This window comes from uncultured Amnibacterium sp., from assembly GCF_964244015.1.
GTDB lineage: Bacteria > Actinomycetota > Actinomycetes > Actinomycetales > Microbacteriaceae > Amnibacterium.
This window is the reverse complement of sequence record NZ_CAXTHO010000052.1, coordinates 1-16,186: the sequence shown is the minus strand read 5'-3', so window position 1 is coordinate 16,186 and position 16,186 is coordinate 1. Positions and strand designations below refer to the sequence as shown.

The 16,186-nt window shown below is 70.3% G+C and carries 16 protein-coding genes; 10 read left to right on the top strand and 6 right to left on the bottom strand.

Going from position 1 to position 16,186, the window contains the following annotated elements; translation table 11 throughout:
* Positions 1 to 944: 944 nt before the first annotated feature.
* Positions 945 to 1,280, top strand: coding sequence for a hypothetical protein (locus ACFE67_RS07785; RefSeq protein WP_375406305.1), 336 nt, complete (start codon positions 945 to 947; stop codon positions 1,278 to 1,280).
* A gap of 5 nt (positions 1,281 to 1,285) precedes the next feature.
* Positions 1,286 to 2,560: a YihY/virulence factor BrkB family protein gene (locus tag ACFE67_RS07780; RefSeq protein ID WP_375406304.1), complete on the top strand. Its 1,275-nt coding sequence runs from the start codon at positions 1,286 to 1,288 to the stop codon at positions 2,558 to 2,560.
* Between the two features lie 49 nt (positions 2,561 to 2,609).
* Here ACFE67_RS07780 and ACFE67_RS07775 read toward each other — a convergent pair whose 3' ends face one another.
* The 5 genes from ACFE67_RS07775 to ACFE67_RS07755 all read right to left on the bottom strand — a co-directional run bounded on the left by ACFE67_RS07775 (position 2,610) and on the right by ACFE67_RS07755 (position 6,355).
* On the bottom strand, positions 2,610 to 2,795 hold the full coding sequence (locus tag ACFE67_RS07775) for a hypothetical protein (protein ID WP_375406303.1): 186 nt from the start codon (positions 2,793 to 2,795) through the stop codon (positions 2,610 to 2,612).
* Between the two features lie 151 nt (positions 2,796 to 2,946).
* Positions 2,947 to 3,594, bottom strand: a complete 648-nt coding sequence (dhaM, locus tag ACFE67_RS07770) for a dihydroxyacetone kinase phosphoryl donor subunit DhaM (RefSeq protein WP_375406302.1) — start codon at positions 3,592 to 3,594, stop codon at positions 2,947 to 2,949.
* A 3-nt stretch (positions 3,595 to 3,597) separates the two neighbouring features.
* On the bottom strand, positions 3,598 to 4,233 hold the full coding sequence (gene dhaL, locus ACFE67_RS07765) for a dihydroxyacetone kinase subunit DhaL (protein ID WP_375406301.1): 636 nt from the start codon (positions 4,231 to 4,233) through the stop codon (positions 3,598 to 3,600).
* 23 nt (positions 4,234 to 4,256) lie between these two features.
* Positions 4,257 to 5,258 carry a dihydroxyacetone kinase subunit DhaK gene (gene dhaK / locus ACFE67_RS07760; protein WP_375406300.1) on the bottom strand — a complete coding sequence of 334 codons (1,002 nt, stop codon included), beginning with the start codon at positions 5,256 to 5,258 and terminating at the stop codon, positions 4,257 to 4,259.
* Between the two features lie 104 nt (positions 5,259 to 5,362).
* On the bottom strand, positions 5,363 to 6,355 hold the full coding sequence (locus ACFE67_RS07755) for a sugar-binding transcriptional regulator (protein ID WP_375406299.1): 993 nt from the start codon (positions 6,353 to 6,355) through the stop codon (positions 5,363 to 5,365).
* A gap of 216 nt (positions 6,356 to 6,571) precedes the next feature.
* On the opposite strand from ACFE67_RS07755, the gene ACFE67_RS07750 reads away from it, so the two are divergent.
* The 3 genes from ACFE67_RS07750 (at position 6,572) to ACFE67_RS07740 (ending at position 10,122) form a co-directional block, all read left to right on the top strand.
* Positions 6,572 to 7,435 (top strand): MIP/aquaporin family protein, encoded by an 864-nt coding sequence (locus ACFE67_RS07750; RefSeq protein WP_375406298.1) that lies wholly within the window; start codon positions 6,572 to 6,574, stop codon positions 7,433 to 7,435.
* Between the two features lie 44 nt (positions 7,436 to 7,479).
* Positions 7,480 to 8,994 carry a glycerol kinase GlpK gene (gene glpK, locus ACFE67_RS07745; protein ID WP_375406297.1) on the top strand — a complete coding sequence of 505 codons (1,515 nt, stop codon included), beginning with the start codon at positions 7,480 to 7,482 and terminating at the stop codon, positions 8,992 to 8,994.
* Positions 8,995 to 9,435: 441 nt separating this feature from the next.
* Positions 9,436 to 10,122, top strand: coding sequence for an endonuclease domain-containing protein (locus tag ACFE67_RS07740; protein ID WP_375406296.1), 687 nt, complete (start codon positions 9,436 to 9,438; stop codon positions 10,120 to 10,122).
* Positions 10,123 to 10,215: 93 nt separating this feature from the next.
* On the opposite strand, the gene trpD is transcribed toward ACFE67_RS07740, so the two are convergent.
* Positions 10,216 to 11,280 (bottom strand): anthranilate phosphoribosyltransferase, encoded by a 1,065-nt coding sequence (gene trpD, locus ACFE67_RS07735; protein ID WP_375406295.1) that lies wholly within the window; start codon positions 11,278 to 11,280, stop codon positions 10,216 to 10,218.
* Positions 11,281 to 11,386: 106 nt separating this feature from the next.
* On the opposite strand from trpD, the gene ACFE67_RS07730 reads away from it, so the two are divergent.
* From ACFE67_RS07730 to ACFE67_RS07710, 5 genes are read left to right on the top strand one after another with little or no spacing between them, the layout of a single operon-like run.
* On the top strand, positions 11,387 to 12,022 hold the full coding sequence (locus ACFE67_RS07730; protein WP_375406294.1) for a heme-copper oxidase subunit III: 636 nt from the start codon (positions 11,387 to 11,389) through the stop codon (positions 12,020 to 12,022).
* An 11-nt stretch (positions 12,023 to 12,033) separates the two neighbouring features.
* Positions 12,034 to 12,843, top strand: a complete 810-nt coding sequence (locus tag ACFE67_RS07725; protein ID WP_375406293.1) for a c-type cytochrome — start codon at positions 12,034 to 12,036, stop codon at positions 12,841 to 12,843.
* A 10-nt stretch (positions 12,844 to 12,853) separates the two neighbouring features.
* Complete coding sequence (locus tag ACFE67_RS07720) at positions 12,854 to 13,927, top strand: Rieske 2Fe-2S domain-containing protein (RefSeq protein WP_375406292.1); 1,074 nt, start codon at positions 12,854 to 12,856, stop codon at positions 13,925 to 13,927.
* The gene (locus ACFE67_RS07715) at positions 13,911 to 15,563 is read left to right on the top strand and encodes a cytochrome bc complex cytochrome b subunit (RefSeq protein WP_375406291.1); all 1,653 of its coding nucleotides are present in this window, start codon (positions 13,911 to 13,913) and stop codon (positions 15,561 to 15,563) included. The genes ACFE67_RS07720 and ACFE67_RS07715 overlap by 17 nt, the downstream gene beginning before the upstream one ends.
* 14 nt (positions 15,564 to 15,577) lie before the next feature.
* Positions 15,578 to 16,024 carry an NUDIX domain-containing protein gene (locus ACFE67_RS07710; RefSeq protein ID WP_375406290.1) on the top strand — a complete coding sequence of 149 codons (447 nt, stop codon included), beginning with the start codon at positions 15,578 to 15,580 and terminating at the stop codon, positions 16,022 to 16,024.
* The last annotated feature ends 162 nt before the right edge of the window (positions 16,025 to 16,186 follow it).

Here is a 16,186-nt window from a genome sequence, read left to right as displayed (position 1 = left end):
GCTGCGAGGTACCAGTCCGCGATCCCCTCGGCATCCGGCGGGACCGGTCCCTGGCCGACGACCGAGCGCTCGGCCGGCACCGCGCCACCGAGGTGCCCGGTCAGCGCCTCGACGAGCGCCGAACCGTACAGTCCGGTCTCGCCGAGTCTGAGCACCTCGTCGCGCCGCAGCCCGACCCGGCCGTCCCCGTTGCCGAGATCCGTGCCGTACCGGAGGCGCCCGCCGGCCGCGACGAAGCGGCGGGCGTTGCTCAGCGCGGTCCGGCGGTCCACGCCGGCGTGGACCGCGAGCGCGGAGATCCAGGTGCACCGCCCCGCTATGGCGGCGATCACGGCGTCGTCGAGCCGCTCCGTCCACGGCACGTGCGCCACGACGTCGACGCCGACCTCGAGCGCGAGCTCCGCCTGACCCGGCCCCTCGACGTGCGCGACGACCTGCAGTCCGGACTGGTGCGCTCCCCCGACGAGCGCGGTGAGCGCGTGGCCGGGGAACGGCGGGAAGCCGGCGTGCAGGACGACCTTGATCGCGTCGAACCGCTGGACCACCGCCGCCACGACCGCGGCCCGAGCCGCCGCGACATCCGCGATCTCCCGCACCGCGCCGTCCGGCGCCCACGGCCGGCCCTTCGGGTAGCCGCCGACCGGAGTCAGGAACTGCCCGGCGATCCGCACCGCCACTCCCCCGACCCCCTCCCGCCGCCAGCGCAGCGCGGCGTCGGGCGACCAGCCGAGGTCGTGCACCTCGACGACTGAGGACCCGCGCAGCTGCGCGCCGTCGACGAGGCCGAGATGCACGTGGCGGTCGACGATCCCGGGCATCCGGACACTCGAGGACTCCACCGCCCCATTCTCCCTCGCTGAGAGCCACCCGTCAGTCCGCTGAACAGTGACAGACCTTGCAGCCGTCCACCGCCAGGGTTGTCCGCGAGGCTGAAGGAGTCACACATGCGAGGCAGAATTCTGTTCGTGGCGGGGATCGCCGCCGGATACGTCGTCGGAGCGCGCGCCGGCCGGTCGGCCTACGAGAGCGTCGTGGAGCGGGTCAAGGGCATCGCCGGCAACCCGGCGGTGGCGAAGGCCGGTGAGAAGGCGAAGCAGACGCTGGAGGAGAAGGCCCCCAAGGTCGCTGACGCCGCAGGCAAGGCCGCATCGACCGCCGCGTCGGCGGCATCGGCGGCGAAGGAGGCGGGTGCGTCGTCCGAGAAGGAATCCGCGGCCGACGATGCCCCGAAGCCGACGCCGCCCACCACACCGCAGTCGCCATCCGGTTCGGCGGCCTGAGAACGATGACCGGCACGCCCAAGACCCCGGCGGTTCGCTCCTCCCGTTCGAACGACCTGGTCACCGCCGCAGGCGTGTCCGTGATCGCGGCCAGCGTCGTCGGCGCCGCGGCAGCGGCCGGGCGGGCGGTGCACCACGACCCCGGTGAGCCGTGGGTCGCAGGACGGCGGAGGCGCGGCGGCGACCGCGACCGCACGGAGATGGCCTCCGGCGCATCCGACGCGCCGTCGAAGGCGCAGCAGGACGGCACCGCGCCGGCTCCCGATGCCGCTTCGAAGCCCGAGGGGCCGGAGGATCTGCACAAGCCGACCTGGGTGTACGCGCTGAAGAAGACCGCGAAGGAGTTCGGTGCGGACCAGTGCACCGACCTCGCGGCCTCGCTCGTCTACTACTCGGTGCTCGCGCTCGGTCCCGCCGCGATCGCGATCGTCTCGATCCTCGGCCTGCTGAGCCCGGACGCCGTGGGTCAGCTGACGACCCAGTTCCTGGCTCCGGTGAAGCAGAGCTCGCCTGGCGTCTACAACATCGTCACGCAGCTCATCGACAACGCCACGAGCACGCAGGGCGTCGGGATCGGGCTGGTCGTCGGCATCCTCGGCGCGCTGTGGTCGGCCTCCGGCTACGTCGGTGCGTTCGGCCGCGCGATGAACCGCATCTACAGCATCCCTGAGGGGCGCCCGATCTGGAAGCTGCGGCCCACCCAGCTGCTCGTCACGGTCATCGTCGTGGTCCTCGTGGTGCTCGGCGCACTGATCCTGGTGTCCACCGGGCCGCTCGTGACCCAGATCGCGGACGTCGTCGGTGTCGGCGACGTGGCGCTCACCGTGTTCCAGATCGTGAAGTGGCCGATCCTGGTCGTCATCGCCATCGCCGCGATCGCGATCCTGTACTACTTCTCGCCGAACGTCCGGCAGCCGAAGTTCAAGTGGACGAGCACCGGTTCGATCGTCGCCCTGGTCGTCTGGGCGCTCGCCACCGTCGCGCTGGGCCTCTACCTCTCCCTGTCGGGCGGCGGCAGCTATGCCAAGACCTACGGTGCGGTGGCCGGCATCATCGTGTTCCTGCTCTGGCTCTGGATCACGAATCTCGTGCTGCTGTTCGGTGCGGAGTTCGACGCCGAGCTCGAGCGGAGCCGCGAGCTGCAGGCCGGCATCGCGGCCGAGGAGCAGATCCAGCTGCCGCTGCGGGACACCCGGCAGTCGGACAAGAAGGCGGCGAAGCACGAGCAGGACGTCGAGCAGGCCCGTGCCTTACGTCGGTCGCGGGGCCGGGAGCGCTGATGCATCGGATGGGGGCGGCCGGGAGACGCCCCCATCCAGTTCGGGGGTCCTAGTGGACGAGGGGCAGCGAGATGGCGCCGGTCAGCGGCCGACGCTCGTGCGATCCCATCGCCCGCTCGGCTCCGGCGGCGTTGTCGGCCTTCCGGACCATCGGACCGACGATGAGCGCGAGCGCCAGCGAGGCGACGCACCACGCGGTGATGCCGGCGAGGACGAGGACCAGGGTGGTGAGCACGAGCAGAGCGTGACAGTCGCCCGCCCCCGGACGGGGAGGAGCAGCGGCGCGTCGCGACGCTGACGAGCACCCCCCGAAAGGGGGCCACGACCGGGTCTTCTCCTCCTGAGCGCCGCACGGCGTGGCGCGCTCCTCCGACCAGCTCGAGGCGCTACCGCGCGGAGCCCGCGAGCAGCGCGACGACCGCGTCCACGGCCTGCTGCGCCTCAGCGCCCGAGCCCCGCACGGTCACCTCCTCGTCGCGGCGGAGCCCGAGTGCGATGACCCGGAGCAGGCTGGAGGCGTCAGCGCCGTTCACCGTCACCCGGGCGTCGAACCCGGCGACGAGCCGCACGAGCGCCGCCGCCGGCCGCGCGTGCAGCCCCTCCGGATCCGCGATCACGACCGTGGCCCGCGCAGGACCGTCGACCGCGGCGAGCGCGGGCGGCTCCCCCGTCGCGGCCCGCGCGACGGCGTCGAGATCCGCGCCGGACTCGGCGGCGACCGCCGCGGCGACGCCCCCCTCGACGATCGGCACGTCGAGCACGCGGATCCCGCCGGTGGGTGCCTGGTCGAGGAGGTCGACCGCCGTCTCAGCCGTGAGGATCGCGGAACCGAGATCGCCGATCAGCAGCACGCCCTGACCGCCGTCAGCGCCGCCGATCGCCTCCAGCACCTTGTCGTAGCTCGTCCCGATGCCGCCCTCGTCCGTGCCGCCTGCGGCGATGAGGGCGACGTTCGGCGCCATCTGACCGGCGAGCTCGACGACCCCCTCCGCGATGCGGGCGCTGTGCGAGACGAAGACCACGCCGACCGGCACGGGTCAGCCCTCTGCGGCGTCGGCGGCCGCGCGCAGCTGGTAGGCGCTGGACTGCGCTCCCGGGTCGCGGTGGCCGACCGCGCGCTCCCCCAGATAGCTCGCCCTGCCCTTGCGCGCGACGAGCGGATCGGTCGCCTCCGCGCCGGACGCCGCGGCGTCGGCCGCCGCGTGCAGCACCGCGGTCGCGTCGGCGCCTGCCTCGAGCGCCTGCTGCGCTGCTGCGACCGCCGGGTCCCACGCGTCGACCATCGTCTTGTCCCCCGGCTCCGCCTTGCCCCTGGCGACGACCCCGTCGCGAGCGGCGCTCAGCAGGGCCACGACGGCCGTCGCATCCAGCACGGGGGCGTCGCCGGCCGCCTGGGCGCCCTTCAGGTACGCGGTCCCGAGAAGCGGACCCGACGCGCCGCCGACGGTGGAGATGAGGGTCGTCGCGACGAGCTTCAGCACCGCGCCGGGCGTCTCGGGGGTCGCGTCGTCGAGTTTCGCGATGACCGCCCTGAACCCGCGGTCGAGGTTCTCGCCGTGGTCGCCGTCACCGATCGCCCGATCCAGCCCGGAGAGCTCCGACTTGTGCTCCCCGACGACCGCAGCGCTTCTGCGCACCCAGTCGATCGCCCATTCCGTCCCCAGCGCGTCCACCCTGCTCCTCTCGTCCGCCCGGCCTAGCGTCCCCAGCGGAGCGCGGCGGTCTCGACCGGCGCGTCCCACAGTGCCGTGAGCTCGTCGTCCAGTTTCAGCAGCGTGATCGACGCCCCCTGCATGTCCAGACTGGTGACGTGGTTCCCGACCAGGCTGCGAGAGACCTGGATGCCCCGCTCCCGGAGGATGGCGGCGGCGGCGTCGTAGACGATGTACAGCTCGATCAGCGGAGTCGCGCCGAGCCCGTTCACGAACAGCAGCACGTCGTCGCCGGAGGTGAACGGCAGGTCCTCGAGGATCGGCTCGACCAGCCGGGCGACCAGGCCGTCGACGGGCTCCCACTCGATCCGGGCACGGCCGGGCTCGCCGTGGATGCCGATGCCGATCTCGACCTCGTGGTCGCTGATGTCGAAGCTCGGTACGCCCGCGTGCGGCACGACCGGCGCGGTGAGGGCGAGCCCCATCGACCGGACGTTCGCGTTCACCCTGCGCGCGATCGCGGCCACCGCGGCCAGGTCGTCGCCGCGCTCGGCCGCCGCTCCGGCGATCTTCTCGACGAGCACCGTGCCGGCGACGCCGCGGCGTCCTGCGGTGTAGAGCGAGTCCTTCACCGCGACGTCGTCGTCGACGACCACGGTCTCGACGGCGATGTCCTCCGCCTGGGCCAGGTCGGATGCGACCTCGAAGTTCAGCACGTCGCCCGTGTAGTTCTTGACGATGTGCAGCACCCCGGCACCGCCGTCGGCCGCTTTCGTGGCGGCGAGGATCGGGTCGGGCGTCGGTGACGTGAAGACCGCGCCGGGCACCGCGGCGTCGAGCATGCCGTAGCCGACGAAGCCGCCGTGCAGCGGCTCGTGACCGCTGCCGCCGCCGGACACCAGAGCGACCTTGCCGCGCACGGGCGCGTCGGACCGGACGATGTAGTCGGGATCCGTCTGCACCCGGAGCAGGCCGGGGTGGGCCGCCGCGACGCCCGCGAGGGCGTCCTGCACGACGGTCTGCGGATCACGGATGAGTTTCTTCATCGAACCTCCATACGCAGCCGACGGCGCGCTCGCGCCGTCATCGCGGGCAGCCTAGGCGCCCTCGGCGGACGCCGGGACGACGCTGCACAATCGTGCAGGCGGGGTCATGACGCGACGAGCGCCCGGGCGAGCGGCTCGTCGATCACGAGGTCGGTGACCAGCCCGGCGGCCAGCGCGCCGCGCAGGCTGGACAGCTTCGATAGGCCCGCGACGACGCAGATCCGCCGTGCGGTCCGGCGCAGCTGATCGAGATCCGGCCCGGAGGCACGGGCGTTCAGCACCACGTCCCGCCAGGAGCCGTCGCCGCGGAAGAACACCGTGGCGACATCGCCGACGACGCCGTCCTCGCTGAGCGACCGGTAGTCCTCCGGCTCCAGGTAGCCGCCGATGTAGACGTGGCTCGGCACCTCCGCGAACGGTGAGCCGAGTCCGAAGAGCGCGACCTGCATGCCCTCCTGCACCTCCAGCACCCGACGCATGCTCCGCTCGCGCCAGAGCGCACGCTTCGTCTCGGGATCGTCGAAGAAGGCCGGCACCGGGAACTGCTGCACATGCGCGCCGTAGGCCCGGCCGAAGCGTCGGAGGATCTCGCTCGCGTAGATGATCCCGGTCGTGCGGGTGTTGCCCGCACCGTTCAGCTGCACGATCTCGGTGCCGCTCAAGGCCTTCGGCACCAGATGGCGGCTCACCGCGCTCATCGTGGAGCCCCATGCCACGCCCAGCGTCATGTTCGCGTCGAGGAACCGGCCCAGCTGGCGGGCGGCGGACATCGCGACGCGTTCCAGCCGGTCGACGTCGCTCGTGTGGTCGGGCATCGGCACCAGGTGCGCCGCTACGCCATACCGCGTGCGGATCATGGTCGCGAGGTGCTCGGACGACTCCTGCGGCGAGCGGATCTGGATGTCCACCAGTCCGGTCTCCCGCGCATGGCTGAGCAGGCGCGACACCGACGAGCGGGAGGTGTGCAGCTCCCTCGAGATCGCCTCCATCGTGAGGTCCTGCATGTAATAGAGGTGGGCGGCGGTGAGCGCCTGCTCGGCCCGGTTGGGGCCGCGAGCGTGCCACTCGTCGGTCGTCCGGAGCGTCTCCGCGGTCAATTCGATCTCCTCGTCGTCGTCGACGGTGGCGCACGTCCGTGCGAGCACTCCGCGCGGATGTGCTCGGCCCTCGAGAACATACCGGGTGCACGCATGTGCAGGTCCCCGAGGAGACCCTGCGCTGCGGCCACCCTCCGGGAGTAGCTTCGGCCAGCGGTGACGAGACCCGCCGCACGCCACCGAGGACGAGGCACCACCGAGACGAAGGAGTTTTGGATGAGCACCACGCGACCGACCGGAGGCCGTCTCAGCTTCCGCCGCCCAGCACTCGGCGGTTCGAACCTCGACGGGATGGGGGACGCCGCGCCGACGACGAACCCGACGCTGCTCGGCGAGATGGCCATGGAGGCGCTGGGGTCCGCCATCATCGCGATCTTCGGCATCGGTGTCGTGGCGCAGGTCGTCACGGCGAAGCTGGGCGATCACAACAGCATCGCCTGGTCGTGGGGGCTCGGCGTGACCCTCGGCATCTTCGTCGCGGCGAAGACGACCGGCGCGCACCTGAACCCGGCCGTGACCATCGCCGTCGCACTGTTCAAGGGATTCCCGAAGGCCCGGATCCTGCCGTACATCGGCGCGCAGGTGATCGGATGGTTCCTCGGATCCCTCGTGATCCGGATCGTCTACAGCGGCCCGATCGGCGCGATCGACCCGGGTCTGACGGGCGCGACGCAGGGCATCTTCTCGACCTCGCCGGGCAACGGCGACAACGCCCTGCAGGTGTCCGTCGGGCTGGCGTTCTTCGACCAGATCGTCGGCACCGCGGTGCTGCTCTTCCTCATCTTCGCGATCACCGACCCCCGCGGCGCGAACCCCTCCCCCGCCCTCACCGCCATCGCGGTCGGGATCGTGATCGTCGGGATCGGCTTGGCGCTCGGCACCGACGCCGGTTACGCGATCAACCCGGCCCGCGACTTCGGCCCGCGGCTGATGGAGTGGATCAGCGGGTACGACGGAGCATGGGTCGACCAGAACGGCTTCCCGTACTTCTGGGTGCCGATCGTCGCCCCGATCATCGGCGGCGTCGTCGGTGGCGGGCTGTACCAGCTCACGGTGCACCGCACCCTGCCCGCCGACTGATCCCTACCCACCCGAACCACCGACCCACGAACGAAGGAGTACCCGTGGCCGACTACATCCTCGCCATCGATCAAGGCACCACATCCACCCGCGCGATCGTCTTCGACCACGAGGGCAAGATCGTCTCGAGCGGCCAGCTCGAGCACCAGCAGATCTTCCCGAGAGCCGGGTGGGTCGAGCACGACCCGGCCGAGATCTGGAAGAACACCCGCGAGGTGATCGGCCAGGCGCTGTCCCGCGCGGACATCACCAGGCACGACGTCGCCGCGGTCGGCATCACCAATCAGCGCGAGACCGCGGTCGTCTGGGAGAAGGCGACCGGCAAGCCGATCTACAACGCGATCGTCTGGCAGGACACCAGGACGCAGGCGATCGTCGACCGGTTCGCAGCCGACGGCGGCGTCGAGCGGTTCAAGGACACCGTCGGCCTCCCGCTGTCGACCTACTTCGCCGGCACGAAGATCGTCTGGATCCTCGAGAACGTCGAGGGCGCCCGCGAGAAGGCGGACAACGGCGAGCTGCTGTTCGGCACCACCGACACCTGGGTGCTCTGGAACCTCACCGGCGGCACCGACGGCGGCGTGCACGCGACCGACGTGACGAACGCCTCCCGCACCCTCTTCATGGACCTGAAGACGCTGTCGTGGGACGAGTCGATCCTCGAGGTGTTCGGCGTGCCGAAGTCGATGCTGCCCGAGATCAAGAGCTCGTCGGAGGTCTACGGCACTGTCGAATCCTCCAGCCTGCTGCGCGAGGTGCCGATCGCCGGCATCCTCGGCGACCAGCAGGCCGCGACGTTCGGCCAGGTCGCGTTCGAGGTCGGCGAGGCCAAGAACACCTACGGCACCGGCAACTTCCTGATCTTCCCGACCGGCACCGAGATCGTCCACAGCGACAACGGCCTGCTGACCACGATGGCCTACCAGCTGGGTGGCGGCGAGCCGCACTACGCGCTGGAGGGCTCGGTCGCCGTGACCGGTTCGCTGGTCCAGTGGCTGCGGGACAACATCGGCCTGATCGGCTCCGCTCCGGAGATCGAGGAGTTGGCGACGACAGTCGACGACAACGGCGGTGCGTACTTCGTGCCGGCGTTCTCCGGCCTGTTCGCGCCGTACTGGAAGTCGGAGGCGCGCGGCGCCCTCGTCGGCCTGACCCGGTTCGTGAACAAGGGCCACATCGCCCGTGCGGCGCTCGAGGCGACGGCCTTCCAGTCGAAGGAGGTCATGGACGCGGTGAACGCGGACACCGGCAATCCGCTGCTGGAGCTGAAGGTCGACGGCGGCATGGTGCAGAACGAGGTGCTCATGCAGTTCCAGGCCGACATCCTCGGCGTGCCCGTCGTGCGCCCCGTCGTCGCGGAGACCACCGCGCTCGGCGCCGCGTACGCCGCGGGCCTCGCGGTCGGCTTCTGGAAGGACTTCGACGACCTGCGGAAGAACTGGCAGGAGGACAAGCGCTGGGAGCCCTCGATGGACGAGGACGAGCGCCAGCGCCAGTACCGCCTCTGGAAGAAGGCCGTCACCAAGACCTTCGACTGGGTCGACGGCGACGTCCAGTAGCACCTTCGCGTGACCGAGGGGCCGGGTTCCGCAAGGAGCCCGGCCCCTCGTCCGTTCCGGCAGCATCCGGTCCTTTCGGCAGCCCGGATCGTCCATGCGCGCTGCCGGAAGGCACCATGACTGCCGGAAGGGACCGTGTCCGCCGCCGACTCGACGGTGCAGGGGCGAATCCTCTCCTCCACAGGCCGGATCCATCCACAACCGGCTCCGGGACGGCCCAATGCACCGTCCCACCGGCCACGCTCGCCGCCATGCGCACGTTCTGGACCACCGCCGACCTGCTCGCACGCGGGAAGTCGAAGCGGGATATCCGCCGCGCCGTCGAACGGGGACCTCCTGATCGTCGTTCGGCGCGGACTGCTCGCCACGCCTTCGACGCCGCCGCTCCTGCTCCGGGCGGCACGCACCGGCGGTGTCGCGACGTCGATCACTGCAGCGTCCGTGATCGGTCTCTGGACCCCGCCGGACCTGCCGCCAGGTCGCCCGCGCATCCGCCCGCACCGGCCCGAGCACGACCGCCTGCACGTCGCGTTCCGACGGACGACCACGCGCCTGCACGACCCCGACGACGGCGCGCTCCCGTTCGGTCGGACGTCGGCGGTGGTCCTGCATCCCACGGCGCCCGAGAGCATCGACGCGGCCGCTCCCTTCGGGGTCGCGCCGGCGCTGACCATGCTCGAGCATGCGTTCCGATCCCTACCGCCGGAGCACGCGCTGGCGACTCTCGATTCCGCCCCCCACCACCGCTTCGTCCGCGAGGCCGATCTCCCCGCGCTCGCCGCCCGCCTCCCGGCCCGGCTCGGTCCCGTGGTCCTCGCAGCCGACGGCCGCGCCGACTCGGGCATCGAGACGATCGCGCGGTACCTCCTCCGACTGGCGGGCCTGCGCGTCGTCGTCCATCCGACGCTCGACGGCATCGGAGAGGTCGACCTGCTGGTCGAAGGCCGGCTCATTGTCGAGCTCGACGGCAGGGAGTGGCACGACGACGACGAGTCATTCGAGCGCGACCGTCACCGTGACCTGGTCGCGGCCACCACCCGGTACCGGTCGCTCCGCTTCACGTGGCGGAAGGTGCTCTTCGAGTGGCCGGTCGTCGAAGCAGCCGTCTTCGCTGCACTCGCCGACTGACCGCGTCCCTTCCGGTAGCGTCCGTCCCTTCCGGCAGCGCTGTTCGGCGAGATCCGCTGCCGGAACGGACGACGGCTGCCGGAACGGAACGGGTCAGCCTGCTGAGGTGCTGCGCGTCGCGGCGATCCAGGCGTCGAGCTTCGCCGTCGCCGCCCCGGAGTCGATCGATCGTGCCGCGCGCTCGATCGCACCGGTCAGCCGCTTCGCCATCGGGCGCTCCGCGTTCGACTGGTCCTGGTAGAGGTCCCAGGCGACCAGTCCGGCGGCCGCGTTCAGCAGCACGATGTCCCGGATCGGGCCGCCCTCCCCCGCGAGGACGCGCCGCAGAATGTCCGCGTTGTGCTCGGGCGTCCCGCCGCGCAGGTCGTCCATGCGCGCGACCGGCAGGCCCACGTCGGAGGGGTGCACGTCGTGCTCCGTCACCGCGCCCGCGGACACCTCGCGGATCCTGCTGTGACCCGTGGTCGAGAGCTCGTCGAGCCCGTCGTCGCCGCGCACCACGAGCGCGGTCGCCCCCCGCGTCTGCAGCACGCCGGTCACCAGCGGCACGACCGCCGCCGAGGCGACGCCGATCACGTTCGCGTCGGGTCGTGCGGGGTTGACCAGGGGCCCGAGGAAGTTGAACACCGTCGGTACACCGAGCGCGCTGCGCGCCTCCGCCGCATGCCGGAAGCCCGGGTGGAACGCCGCGGCCCAGACGAAGGTGATGCCGACCTCGGCGAACACCCGGGCGAGCCCGTCGCCGTCCAGCCCGAGGTCGACGCCCAGCACCCCGAGCACATCGCTCGCGCCGGACGCGGAGGTCGCAGCGCGGTTCCCGTGCTTCGTGACCGGCACCCCGCATGCGGCGACGACGATCGCGGCCGTCGTCGACACGTTCACGGTCCTGAAGCCGTCGCCGCCGGTCCCGACCAGGTCCAGCGCCCGAGCGGGAAGCGGCAGCGGCCGCGCGTTGGCGAGGATCGCGTCCCGGAACCCGACGATCTCGTCGACGGTCTCGCCCTTCGCGCGGAGCGCCACGAGGAAGCCGGCGAGCGTCGCCGACGACACCTCACCCGTCACGATCCGCTGCATCGCCCACGTCGCGTCGGCCACCAGGAGGTCGCGTCCCGCGAGCAGGGAGGAGATCAGCTGCGGCCAGTCGAGCGAGTCGGACACGGTCGGAGCCTACCGATGGCGCGCCCCGCCCCCTCAGGCCGCGAAACTCTTCGACAACGTGTCGAAGATCGGCCTGGGAGGAGCCCCGAGACGTCATAATAAGAACGTGAGCAGTGCGTCGGTACTTCAGAGCGCGAACACCCCGGCGGTGAACCGCCCGAATCCGGTCGCGGTGGGGACCATCGTCTGGCTCGGCAGCGAGGTGATGTTCTTCGCGGGCCTCTTCGCCATCTACTTCACGCTGAAGACGTCGCAGCCCGAGCTGTGGACGGCATCCGTCGAGCGGCTCAACGTGCCCTACGCCGCGGTGAACACGTTGATCCTCGTCTCCAGCTCGTTCACCTGCCAGTTCGGCGTCTTCGCCGCCGAACGCCTCCAGTCGCGCTCGACCGGGTGGCGCCCGTCCCAGTGGGGCATGACGGAGTGGTTCTTCCTCACCTACGCGCTCGGCGCCATCTTCGTCGCCGGTCAGGTCTGGGAGTACGCGACGCTCATCGGCGAGGGCATCAGGATCGACTCCTCCGCCTACGGCTCGGCCTTCTTCCTCACCACCGGCTTCCACGGCGCGCATGTGACGGGCGGCCTGATCGCGTTCCTGCTCACCATCGGCCGCGCCTACGCGGTCAAGAACTTCGGGCACAAGGAGGCGACGACCGCGATCGTCGTCTCGTACTACTGGCACTTCGTCGACGTCGTGTGGATCGGCCTGTTCCTGGTCATCTACGTGCTGCAGGCGGCGTGAGAATGGCGACGATGAACTCCGACGACACGACACGGCGACGTCGCAGGCGAGGGCGCCGGTCGCCCCTCGCGAGCGTGGCGCTGGTGCTGACCGGCCTGCTCCTGACCGGCGGGGCGTACGCCCTGTTCACGGCGACGAGCCCGGCGAACGCCAGCGTCGACCTGACGAGCGCGCAGAGCATCGCCGAGGGCAAGAAGCTGTTCGCATCGAACTGCGCCACGTGCCACGGGCTGAACCTGGCGGGCTCGGAGGCGGGACCGTCGCTCATCGGCGTCGGTGCTGCCTCGGTCGACTTCCAGGTCGGCACCGGGCGAATGCCGCTCGCGCAGGACGCACCGCAGGCGGTCGTGAAGCCCCGCGTCTTCGGTGAGACCCAGACGCTCCAGATGGCGGCCTACGTCGCCTCCATCTCCCCCGGCCCCGGCATCCCCGCCGCGAGCGACCTCGCGCTGACGGGCAACGCGACCAAGGGCGCCGAGCTGTTCCGGATCAACTGCGCCATGTGCCACAACGTGGCCGGCGCCGGCGGAGCGCTCACCGAGGGCAAGTACGCGCCGAACCTGCAGGACACGAGCCCCGCGCACATCTACGAGGCGATGCTGACCGGCCCGCAGAACATGCCGGTCTTCAACGACGACAACATCACGCCGCAGGAGAAGCAGGACATCATCACGGCGCTCAAGTCCCAGAACACGGACGCGGGCGTCGGCGGCTTCGAGCTCGGCAGCCTCGGCCCGGTCGCCGAGGGACTCTTCCTCTGGATCTTCGGCCTCGGCGCGATCATCGCGTTCACGGTGTGGCTGACGGCGAAGGCGAACTAGGACTTCAACGATGGCGAACGACGAACCCACAGAACTGATCCCGGTCGGCGGCGGCACCACCACGACGCGCAGCCCCGGCACGGCGGTCGAGCGGGCCGACGCCCTGCAGAATCCCGGCCTGCCTCCGCACCACATCCGGGTGACGGACACGGACCCGAAGGCGGCCCGGCGGGCCGAGCGGATCATCGTGGCGCTGTTCTACGTCTCGCTGCTCGGCTCGATCTTCGCGATGACCGCGTACTTCGCGTTCCCGATCAAGCCGGACGATCTCGGCTCGGTGCGGCTCAACAACGTGTTCATCGGTCTCGGCCTGTCGTTCGCGCTGCTCGCGATCGGGATCGCCGCGGTCCACTGGGCCAAGGTGCTGATGGTCGACCACGAGGGCATCGACATCCGGCACCCGGTCAACGGCACGCCGCCCGTGCAGGCGAGGGCGGTCGAGATCTTCCGCACCGCTGACCGCGAATCGGGCTTCAACCGCCGCGTGCTGATCCGCAACGCGATGATCGCCTCCTTCGCCGCGCTCCCGTTCCCGGCGATCTTCCTGTTCCGCGACCTGGGCCCCGCCGTGGGCACACCGGGTGAGGCGTACAGCCACACGTTCTGGAAGGAAGGCATCCGCCTGACCAAGGACCCCACTGGCGACCCGATCCGAGCGTCCGACGTCACGATCGGCTCGGTGTTCCACGTCATCCCCGAAGGGCTGCTGGAGACCGAGGACAAGCTCGAGCAGAAGGACAAGGCCGCGGTGCTGCTGATGCGCCTCGAGCCTGGCGACCTGCAGGTGTCGGCGGATCGCGCGAACTGGAACTACAACGGGATCGTCGCGTACTCGAAGATCTGCACCCACGTCGGCTGTCCGGTTGCTCTGTATGAGCAGCAGACGCACCACCTGCTGTGCCCGTGCCACCAGTCTCAATTCGACATCACGCGGGAGGCGGCAGTGATCTTCGGACCGGCCGTCCGCCCGCTGCCGCAGCTGCCCATCACGGTGGACAGCGAGGGCTACCTGGTCGCTCGCAGCGACTTCCACGAACCAGTAGGACCGAGCTTCTGGGAGCGACGCGGTGACTACAGCGCCTGACACCATCCACTACGACCCGACGACGCCCGCGGAGGACCGTCGCTCCGGCGGGGTGACCGGCTGGGCCTCTCGCTACGTCGACGAGCGGACCGGCATCAGCTACGTCGTCAAGGAGTTCGGGCGGAAGATCTTCCCGGACCACTGGTCGTTCATGCTGGGCGAGGTCGCCCTGTACAGCTTCGTCATCATCCTGCTGACGGGCACGTTCCTGACCTTCTTCTACCAGGCATCGATGGCCGAGGTCGTCTACAACGGCTCTTACGGGCCGCTCAAGGGCCTCGACATGTCGGCGGCGATGCAGTCGTCGCTGCACATCTCGTTCGAGATCCGCGGCGGTCTGCTGATCCGGCAGGTGCATCACTGGGCGGCACTGCTGTTCGTCGCCGCCATCGGCCTGCACATGCTGCGGATCTTCTTCACCGGAGCGTTCCGCAAGCCGCGTGAACTGAACTGGTCCATCGGCTTCGTGCTGTTCATCCTCGCGATGGCGGAGGGGTTCACCGGGTACTCGCTGCCCGACGACCTGCTCTCCGGCAACGGGCTCGCGATCATCAACGGCCTGCTCCGAGGCATCCCGTTCGTCGGCAGCTGGACCAGCTGGTTCCTGTTCGGCGGCGAGTTCCCCGGAACCGCCATCGTGGGCCGCCTCTACGCGCTGCACATCCTGCTGCTGCCCGCCGCTGTGCTGGCGTTCATCGCGCTGCACCTCGTGTTCGTGGTCACCCACAAGCACACGCAGTACGCGGGCCCCGGCCGCACGAACGAGAACGTGATCGGCTACCCGGTTCTGCCCGTGTACGCGGCGAAGGCCGGTGGGTTCTTCTTCATCGTGTTCGGCGTCGTGATGCTGATGGGCGCGTTCTTCACGATCAACCCGATCTGGACGTACGGCCCGTACGACCCCTCGCCCGTCTCCGCAGGAACCCAGCCGGACTGGTACATCGGCTTCGCCGACGGCGCGCTCCGGCTGATGCCGGGCTGGCTGGGCGGGCCCGGCGGGGTGCCGACCGAGTTCGTGCTCTTCAACACGACATACTCGCTCAACATCCTGTTCCCGCTGATCGTGGTCGGCGTGTTCATCGTGCTGGTCCTCGCCTACCCGTTCATCGAGGCGTGGGTGACCGGCGACAAGCGCGAGCACCACATCGCGGACCGTCCGAGGAACATGCCGAGCCGCACGGCGATCGGTGCAGCCGGCGTCACCTTCTACGCGGTGCTGTGGGCGGCGGCGAGCTCCGACATCGTGGCGACGCACTTCATGCTGTCGATCGAGAGCGTGATCACGATCCTGCAGTTCCTGCTGATCCTCGGCCCGGTGCTGGCGTTCTTCGTCACGAAGCGGGTGTGCCTCGCGTTGCAGAAGAAGGACCGCCAGATCGTGCTCCACGGGTACGAGTCCGGACGGATCGTCCGGCTGCCGGGCGGCGAGTACATCGAGGTGCACGAGCAGGTCGACGACTACGAGCGCTGGAAGCTGGTGAGCTTCGACGACTTCGAGCCGCTGATGATCCGGCCGAACGCCGCCGGGCGGATCCCGGTGACCGAGCGTGTCCGCGCCGTCGCGAGCCGCCTGTTCTTCGAGGACCGCATCGAGCCGGTCACGTCGACGGAGCTCGAGATCGCCAAGCATCACTGATCGCTGACAGATCCGTGAAGGAGGCCGCCGCTCGTCAGAGCGCCGGCCTCCTTCTCGTTCGTCGGTCGCCCGTCGTGCAGGTGCTGATCGGTCACATGGGCGGTCCGTTCTGGGCGAGGAAGGACCAGGCGGCCTGGACGTTCCCGAAAGGTGAGGTGGAGGGCGGCGAGCAACCCCTGGCGGCCGCTCTGCGTGAGTTCCAGGAGGAGACGGGTATCAGTCCTCCCCCGCCGCCGTGTCGGGACCTGGGCGAGGAGCAGCAGCGATCGGGGAAGACGGTGCGGCTGTTCCTCGTCGAGTCGGACGTGGATGTCGAGGCGTTCCTACCGGGCACCTTCTCGATGACGCGGGGCGGCCGTACCTTCGAGGTGCCGGAACTCGACCGGTTGGCGTGGATGACGCCGGAGGAGGCGCGGAACTGGCTCATCGTGGGCCAGCGCGGGTTCCTCGATCGCATCTGACCGAACTTCGTCCGAGAACCTCGCCGTCCCTGATCGAAGCGCTCCATCGATCCAGCGAAGAAACGTCGATCTCGGAGGCGGTACCCCCGGGATCGACGTCGCTCGACGTGCTCAGTGGGCGGAGTAGCCCCGGTAGTACTCGTAGACCCAGCCGGTGATCGC